At 68.8% G+C, this 8602-nt stretch carries 5 protein-coding genes; all 5 read right to left on the bottom strand.

Annotation, left to right across the window (positions count from 1 at the left end; genetic code table 11):
* Positions 1–42: 42 nt before the first annotated feature.
* Positions 43–1479, bottom strand: coding sequence for a heavy metal sensor histidine kinase (locus ACYP33_RS31735; RefSeq protein ID WP_414447533.1), 1437 nt, complete (start codon positions 1477–1479; stop codon positions 43–45).
* Between the two features lie 8 nt (positions 1480–1487).
* Positions 1488–2183, bottom strand: a complete 696-nt coding sequence (locus tag ACYP33_RS31730) for a heavy metal response regulator transcription factor (RefSeq protein ID WP_459625163.1) — start codon at positions 2181–2183, stop codon at positions 1488–1490.
* Positions 2180–3619, bottom strand: coding sequence for an efflux transporter outer membrane subunit (locus ACYP33_RS31725; protein WP_459625208.1), 1440 nt, complete (start codon positions 3617–3619; stop codon positions 2180–2182). The genes ACYP33_RS31730 and ACYP33_RS31725 overlap by 4 nt, the downstream gene beginning before the upstream one ends.
* 128 nt (positions 3620–3747) lie before the next feature.
* Positions 3748–5118, bottom strand: a complete 1371-nt coding sequence (locus ACYP33_RS31720) for an efflux RND transporter periplasmic adaptor subunit (RefSeq protein ID WP_459625162.1) — start codon at positions 5116–5118, stop codon at positions 3748–3750.
* Positions 5119–5149: 31 nt separating this feature from the next.
* The gene (locus ACYP33_RS31715) at positions 5150–8392 is read right to left on the bottom strand and encodes an efflux RND transporter permease subunit (RefSeq protein ID WP_459625161.1); all 3243 of its coding nucleotides are present in this window, start codon (positions 8390–8392) and stop codon (positions 5150–5152) included.
* Positions 8393–8602 lie beyond the last annotated feature (210 nt).

The raw sequence follows: 8602 nt of genomic DNA, 5'->3' as shown, positions 1-8602 counted from the left end.
GGCCGGCTCGTGATCGAACGAGCCGGCCGCGTCAACCGGCGATCAGGAAGGGCGCAGTGTCGCCTTGTGCGGCATGGTCTTGATGACGGCCCGTTGTTCGGGCGGCATCGCCGGCGGCTTGGCGGGCACCGAGAAGCCGAACGTGTTCCAGCCGTCGTCGCAGCTCACGAACACCGCGCCGCCATGCATGTCGGCGACGGCCTTGACGATCGACAGCCCCAGCCCGTGATTCTCGTTGCTGTTGGTGCGGGCTTCCTCGAGCCGGTAGAAGCGCTCGAACATATGCGCGCGCTTGGTCGGATCGAGCGAAGCGCCGGGGTTGGCGACGGCGATCTCGACCTGCTCGCCGGTCGCGCGGATCGTCACGCGGATTGCATCGCCGGGCCGCGAGTGCTGGATCGCATTGATCAGCAGATTGGTCATGGCGCGGCCGAACAGCGAGGTATCGACGCTCGCGCGCGCATCGCCCGACAGCTCGGCGCGCAGTTGCGCGTCTTCCAGCGAGAACTCGAGGAAGTCGAGCATGCGTGCCACCTCGTTCGCCAGCGACACGTCGCTGAGGTTGGTCGCGCGCTCGCCGCGATCGCTGCGCGACAGGAACAGCATGTCGTTGACGATCACGCGCAGCCGCTCGAATTCCTCGAGGTTCGATTGCAGCGTCTGCTGCATGCGCTCGACCGTGCGCTCGCGCGAGGTCAGCGCCACCTGGGTCTGGCCGATCAGGATGCTGACCGGCGTGCGCAGCTCGTGCGCGACGTCGGCGTTGAACGATTCGAGCCGGTCGTAGGCCAGCTCGATCCGCTCCAGCGCGCCGTTGAACGAACTGGCCAGCTCGTGCAGCTCGCTCGGCAGCGCGTCGGTCTGCAGCCGCTGCTTGCGGTTCGCGGGGCTCAACGCCGCCGCTTCCTTCGACAGTTGCGCGAGCGGCTCCAGCCCGAAGCGCGTCACGGCGCGGCTCAACAGCAGCGACACCACGGTGGCCGCGCCGATCAGCGCCGCCAGCGTCAGCGCGATGAAGCGCAGCATCTTCTGGGTGCGGTCGCAGGCGGTGGCCACGATCAGCGTCAGCTCGGGGTGCGTGCCGTTCGCCGCGATCGTGGTGGTGCGCGTCATCACGTTGTAGCTGCTGCCCTCCACATGCTTCAGGTCGAACTCGCCCACCGGCACGTCCACCGGCGTGCCTTCCACCGGCTTGCCGAGCGTGTAGGCCGGATCGGGGCTGGTGACGATATAGCGCGTCGAGCCGTCGAGCGGTTGCAGGTCGGTCAGTTTTTCCTGGGTGATGTGCCAGCGCGCCGGGGTGCTCGCATGCGAGAGGATCATCTCGGCCACCTTGGCGCGGGTTTCCAGCGTCGCGCGCAGTTCGGCGAACAGTTGCCGTTCCATCATCGCGAACAGGCCGATGCCCACCAGCGAGAACACCAGCAACGAGGTGATGGCGAACATCACCGACAGACGCATCGAGATCGAGCGTTTCATGGCAGCCCTCAGCGACGCAGGTCGGCTTCCGGCTCGTCGCGCACTTCGAGCACGTAGCCCATCCCGCGGATGGTATGCAGCAGCTTGTCGGAATACGGGCCGTCCAGCTTGGCGCGCAGGCGCTTGATGGCGGTTTCCACCACGTTCGCGTTGCTGTCGAAATTGACGTCCCACACCAGCTCGGTGATGGTCGTCTTCGACAGCACCTCGCCGCGCCGGCGCGCCAGCACGCCGAGCAACTGGAATTCCTGCGCGGTCAGATCGAGGCGGATGCCGTTGCGCGAGGCGCGGCGGCTGATCAGGTCCACCCGCAGGTCGCCGATCGAGATCAGCGTCGATTCCTGCACGCGCGCGCGGCGCGTCAGCGCGCGCAGGCGTTCGATCAGTTCGAGGAACGAGAACGGCTTGGTCAGGTAGTCGTCGGCACCGCCGCGCAGGCCGCGCACGCGGTCGTCCACGCGGTCGCGCGCGGTCAGCATGATGACCGGGGTGTCCTTCTGCGCACGCAGCGCGCGCAACACGCCGAAGCCGTCGATCTTCGGCAGCATGACGTCGAGCACCACCACGTCGTAGTCGTATTCGACCGCTTTCCAGGCGCCGTCCTCGCCGTCGGTGGCGATATCCACCACCCAGCCTTCTTCCGACAGCCCGCTTTTCAGGTAATCGACGACCTTCGGTTCGTCTTCGACGATCAGTACTTTCATTCGGATTTCCCGTTGGCTGGCTCGGCGGCGGACCAGCCGCCGCCGAGCGCTTTTGCGAGATATACCACCAGCGCGGCCCGTTGACCACGAATCTGCACCTCCTGGCGCTCGCTGGTGAGCAACTGCTGTTGCGCGCTGATCACGTCGATGTAGGCGGTCAGGCCGCCGGCATAGCGGTCGCGCGCGAGCGAGACGAGCTGGCGCGAATCGTCCACGCCGGCGCGCGCGCGGCGGCTGGCCTCGTCGAGCGTCGACAGGCCGGTCACGGCGTTCTGCACTTCCTGGAACGCGGTCAGCACGGTTTGCCGGTAATTGGCCTGCGCGGCCGCGTAGCCGGCCTGCGCGTAGTCGACGCCGGCCTTGAGCCGGCCGCCCGAGAAGATCGGCTGCGACACCGACGCCCCCACCGACCAGACCAGCGACGGCACCGAGAACAGGCTGGCGAAACGGGTGGCTTCCCAGCCGATGTCGGGCGACAGCGTCAGGCGCGGAAAGTACGCGGCGCGCGCCACGCCGATCTGCGCGTTGGCGGCGGCCATCGCACGCTCGGCCGACGCCACGTCGGGCCGGCGCTGCAACACCTCGCTCGGCAGGCCCGGCGGCAGCGCGGGCGCGTTCAGCGGCTGCACGCGGGGCGCGATCGAGAACGACGGTGCGGGCGTGCCGGTCAGCGTGGCGATCGCGTGCTCGTATTGTTGCCGCGTGTTGCGCAGCAGTTGCGCCTGGGTTTTCGTCGCGTCGAGTTGGGCGCGCTGCTGGAGCAGATCGAGCCCCGATACCGCGCCCAGTTCATGCTGCGCGCTGACGAAATCGAGCGCTTTCTGCTGCAGCGCCACCGAGCGGCTCAGGACGTCGATCTCGGCATCGGTTTCGCGCAGCGACAGGTAGGCGGTCGCGAGATCGGCCGTCAGCACGAGGCGGGCATTGGCGAGATCGTCGGCGGATTGCTCGGCGCCGGCCTGCGCGGCCTCCACGGTGCGGCGGATGCGGCCGAACAGGTCGAGTTCGTAGCTGGCCGCGGCGCCGAACTGCGTGTCGTTCTGGACCGTCGAGTGGTTGGTCTGCGCGTAGTTGGTCAGCGGGCGGTCGGCCGAGATCCGCGAACGGCTCGCACCGGTGTTCAGGCCGATCGCCGGCAGTTGCGCGGCCGAGGTCGAGGCCAGCGTGGCGCGGGCCTGCGCGTAGTGGGCGGCGGCGGCGGCCAGCGTCTGGTTGGCGGCCAGCGCCTGCGTTTCGAGCTGGTTCAGCAGCGAATCGTCGAACACGGTCCACCAGTCGGGCGTGAGCGCCGCGTGGGACGGGCGGGCGCGTTGCCAGTAGGTGTCGTCGGCCGGCGTTTGCCAGGTGTCGGGCGTGTCGACGGCCGGGCGATGGTAATCGGGGCCGACCGTGCAGGCGGCCAGCCACAGGGGGGACGTGGCGGCGAGGGCGGTCAGGGCGGCGCGGCGGGCGAGGGTGGCTGAAAACCGTTGGCGCTTGTGCGGCGACGGCGGCGGCGAATCGCCATCCAGCGCGCGCGCCGATGCGACGCGCGCGAGCCGGCCCGAAGTGCGAAGCACGGCGTTCACGCTCCGGCCCCTGAAGCAGTCGCAGCATTCGAAGCGCCCGAAACGTTCGAAGCACCGGAAGCACCGGAAGCACCGGAAGCACCCGAAGCACCCGAAGCACCCGAAGCACCCGAAGCACCCGAAGCACCCGAACCGGCGGCCGCCGACGAAGCCGCCTTGCCGCTCCCGGCCACCGTCCCCTTCACCACCACCAAGTCGCCGTTCGCCAGCGAATCGCTCGGATTCAGCACGATCCGATCGCCAGCCTCGATGCCTTCGTCGAGTTCGAGCGACTTGCCGAGCGTGCGGGCGATCCGCACCGGCCGCAGCGTGACCCGGCCGTTGGCGTCCACCACGGCCAGCGTCGGCCCTTCGGCGCGGAACAGCAGCGTGTTGGCGGGCACCGTCAGCGTGCCGACCGCCGCCATCGGCAGCGTCGCCTTCACGTAGGCGCCCGGCAGCAGGCGGCCGTCCTGGTTCGGCAGCGTGATCTCGATCTGCAGCGTGCGGGTGGCCACGTCGATGGCGCGCGCGGTGTGCGTGACGGTGCCGTCGAAGGTCTGGCCCGGCAGCTCGGTTTGCGTGACGGCCACGTGCTGGCCGATCCTGATCTGCTGCGCGTAGGTTTGCGGCACGCGCACGTAGAGCCGCAGCCGGTCCGCCTGCGTGACCATGAACAGCGCGCGTCCGGTGCCGCTGTTGCCCGCGTTGATCAGGTCGCCCACGTCGATGTTGCGCTGCGTGACCACCCCGTCCACCGGCGCGACGATCTTCTGGAAGCCCTTCAGCTCGGTCAGGCGGCGCACGTTCGCCTCGGCCGCGGCCAGGTTCGCGACGGCCTGATTGAAGGCGCCCTGGCGGTCGTCGAGTTCCTGCTGCGAGACGGCGTCGCGCTGGCGCAGTTGCTGCGCGCGGTCGAACGAGGTGCGGGCCAGCGCCTGCGACGATTGCACCTGCTGGCGCTGCGCCACCGCCTGCGCGAATTCCTGGTCGACTTCCGGCGTATCCAGCTCGGCCAGCACCTGGCCGGCCTTCACATGCGTGCCGATATCCACGTCCCAGCGCGCCACGTAGCCGCTCGCGCGTGCGTAGATCGGCGCTTCCACATAGCCGCGCAGCGAGCCCGGCAGCGCCAGCCGCGTATCGCCGGTCGCCGGGCTCGGCGTGACCACCATGACGTACTGGCGCGCGTTCTGTTCGGCCAGCTTGTCGAGCTTGCCGTGATTGAAGTAATCGGCCACCAGCGTGCGCGCCGCCAGCACGGCCAGCACCACGCCGGTCACGATCAGCGCGAGCTTGGTGCGCCGGCGCACGGCGGTGCGGGCGGGCAGGTCCAGCCCCGATTCCTCGACGTGCAGCCCGACGGCGCTATGACGTTTCTCTTCCATGAGTTCAACCGGTCTAAAACGAATCCAGGGGTCAGGACGCTTCGGCGCGGTGCGCGCGCCGTTTCGCCAGGCGATGATGCACGCCCGCGAACACCAGCGGGACGAAAAACAGCGTCGAAACGGTGGCGAACAGCAGCCCGCCGATCACGGCGCGGCCGAGCGGGGCGTTCTGCTCCGCGCCCTCGCCCAGCCCGAGCGCCATCGGGATCATGCCGATGATCATGGCCAGCGCGGTCATCATGACCGGGCGGATTCGCGTCGCGCCCGCCTCGAGCGCGGCCGACAGCGCCGGCACGCCGGCATCGAGCCGCTGCCGTGCGAACGACACCACCAGGATCGAGTTCGCGGTGGCCACGCCCACCGTCATGATCGCGCCGGTCAGCGCCGGCACGCTCAGGTGGGTGCCCGTCACGAACAGCATCCAGGCGATGCCCGCCAGCGCCGCCGGCATCGCACTGATGATGATCAGCGGGTCGATCCACGACTGGAAGTTCACGACGATCAGCAGATACACCAGCACGATCGCCATCGCCACGCCCGCGCCGAGCCCGAAATACGAGCTGCGCATGGTGTCCACCTGGCCGCGCAGCGTGATCGTGGTGCCGCGCGGCAGCGTCTTGCGGGCCTCGCTGACGATCCCGTCGATGTCGGACGCCACGCCGCCGAGGTCGCGCCCGTCCACGCTGACGTACAGGTCCGTCACCGGACGGATGTTGTAGTGCGTGACCACCGCCGGATCGACGCCGCGCTTCAACTCGGCCAGGTTGGCCAGCAACTGGTACGGCGTGCCGGGCGCACCCGAGGCCGCGATCGGCGTACTGAGCAGGTCGCCGACCGAGTGGATCTGGTATTGCGGCGTCTGGATCGTCAGCGGGTATTGCACGCCGGTTTGCGGATTGACCCAGAACGTCGGCGTGGTCTGCGAGGTGCCGGCCAGCGAGATCAGCATGTTCTGCGCGACGTTCTGCGCCGACAGGTTCAACTCCTGCATCCGCGTGCGATCCATGTAGGCCGTCAGCGTCGGCTCGTCGATGCGCTGCAGGATGTGCGCGTCCACCGCGCCCGGCACGGTGCGCACGCGCTTGAGCAGGCGGCTCGCGATCGCCATGTTCGAGCTGGCGTCGTTGCCCTGCAATTGCACGTCGATCGCGGCCGGCTGGCCGAAGTTGAGGATCTGCGTGACGATGTCGGACGGCTGGAAGAAGAACTCCACGCCCGGGAAGCGCTCGGGCAGCACGCGGCGCAGCGTCTCGACATAGCCGTTCGCGGGCGGGTGGCCTTCCTTCAGCGCGATCATGATCTCGCCGTCGAGCGTGCCGATCGTGCCGGCGTTGCTGTACGACAGGTTGATGCCGCTCGACGGCAGGCCGAGGTTGTCGACGATGGTTTCGAGCTGGTCGGCCGGCACCACCTCGCGCACCACCTTCTCGACCTGATCGGCCAGCCGCGCGGTTTCCTCGATGCGGATGCCCGTTTGCGCGCGCATGTGCAGGCGGATGTTGCCGGCGTCGACGCTCGGGAAGAAATCGCGGCCCAGCACGAAGATCAGGCCCGTGGACAGCACGCAGAAGCCGAGAAACGCGATGGCGGCCGCGCGGCGGCGCACGATCAGCATGCCGAGCAGCACGATATAGCCGGCGCGCAGGCGCTCGAACGCGCGGTCGAAGCCGTGATGGATGCGCGCGAAACGCGACGGGCGGCGGGCCGGCGCATGCGTCGCGTCGGCGGCCGTGGCGTTGGCGCTGTTGGCTCCATCGGCGCCATCGGCGCCGTGCGCGGCCGGCGCATGGGCCGCGTCGCGCCGGAACAGCAGCATCGCCATGGTCGGCACCAGCGTGCGCGACAGCACGTAGGAGGCCAGCATCGCGAACACCACCGCCTCGGCCAGCGGCACGAACAGGTAGCGCGCCACGCCGGTCAGGAAGAACATCGGCACGAACACGATGCAGATGCACAGCGTGGAGACCAGCGCCGGCACCGCGATCTCGCCCGCGCCGTCGAGGATCGCCTGGCGCAGCCCGGTGCCGAGGTGCAGGTGGCGCTCGATGTTCTCGATCGTCACGGTGGCGTCGTCCACCAGGATCCCGACCGCGAGCGCCAGCCCGCCGAGCGTCATGATGTTGATGGTCTGGCCCAGCGCGGCCAGCGCCAGGATCGACGTGAAGATCGACAGCGGGATCGAGATCGCGATGATCAGCGTGCTGCGCCAGTTGCCGAGGAACAGCAGGATCATCATCGCCGTCAGCAGCGCCGCGATCAGCGCCTCGTGGATCACCCCCTGCACCGCCGCCTTCACGAACACCGATTGATCGAACAGCGAACTGATCTTCAGGTCGGCCGGCAGCGTGGCCTCGACGCTCGGCAGCAGCGTCTTCAGCGCGTTCACCACCTGCAGCGTGGACGCGTCACCCGTCTTCATGATCGACACCAGCACGCCGCGCTGGCCGTCCTTGCGCACGATGTTGGTTTGCGGCGAGAAGCCGTCGCGCACGTGCGCCACGTCCGCCAGATAGATGGTCGCGCCGTTCTGGGTGCGCACCGGCAGGCGGTTCAGCTCGGCCACCGAGTCGGGCGAGGCGTTGGTGCCGACGCGATATTCGGTCGGCCCGATCTTGGCGGTGCCGGTGGGCAGGATCAGGTTCTGCACCCCCACCGCATTGACGATGTCGGACGGCGTCAGGCCCTTGGCCATCAGCGCCTGCATGTCGAGGTCGACCGAGATCACGCGGGTGCGCCCGCCGTACGGATAGGGGATCTGCACGCCGCGCACCGTGATCAGTTGCGGGCGCAGGAAGTTCAGCGCGATGTCGGCCAGCGATTCCTCACTGAGCGACGAGCTCGACAGCCCCAGTTGCAGCACCGGAATGCTCGACGCCGAATAGCTGATCACCAGCGGCGGCGTGGCGCCGGGCGGCATCTGCCGCACGATCGACTGGGCCGACGAGACCGTCTGTGCGATCGCAGTCTGGGTATTCGCACCCGGTTGCAGGAACACCTTGACGATGGCGATGCCGGGCAGCGTCTGCGATTCGATGTGCTCGATATTGCTGACGGTGGTGGTCAGCGTGCGTTCATGGACCGAGGTGATGCGCTCGGCCATGTCGCGCGCCGAGAAGCCGCTGTAATTCCAGATCACGCTGATGACCGGGATATCGATCGAGGGCAGCACGTCGGTGGGCGTCCTGACCAGCGCCAGCGGCGTCGCGAGCAGGATCATGATGGCCATCACGATGAACGTGTACGGGCGGCGCAGCGCGAGATTGACGATCCACATGGAGGCAGGCGGGGGGCGGCTCGGAGGGTGGGGTGTAAGGTCGGGACTGGATGATAGTCAGGTGGCCGGGGCGCTTTCCTGACGCCAGGATGGCTGAATTGTCAGGAAGCGGCGGCCGCGATCGGCGGACGGCCGGGCCGCGCGGGGCCGTGGGGCAGGCGGGTGGCGGCTGGGCGGGCGGCGGCGGTCATGGGGTCAGGGTTAGCGATC

The sequence above is a fragment of the Burkholderia sp. 3C genome, from assembly GCF_054589155.1.
This window is presented reverse-complemented; position numbering and strand designations above follow the sequence as displayed.

Coding starts and splice junctions, on each gene's coding strand:
- ACYP33_RS31720 (WP_459625162.1), bottom strand. CDS start 5,118: ATGGAAGAGAAACGTCATAGCGCCGTCGGGCTGCACGTCGAGGAATCG.
- ACYP33_RS31730 (WP_459625163.1), bottom strand. CDS start 2,183: ATGAAAGTACTGATCGTCGAAGACGAACCGAAGGTCGTCGATTACCTG.
- ACYP33_RS31735 (WP_414447533.1), bottom strand. CDS start 1,479: ATGAAACGCTCGATCTCGATGCGTCTGTCGGTGATGTTCGCCATCACC.
- ACYP33_RS31715 (WP_459625161.1), bottom strand. CDS start 8,392: ATGTGGATCGTCAATCTCGCGCTGCGCCGCCCGTACACGTTCATCGTG.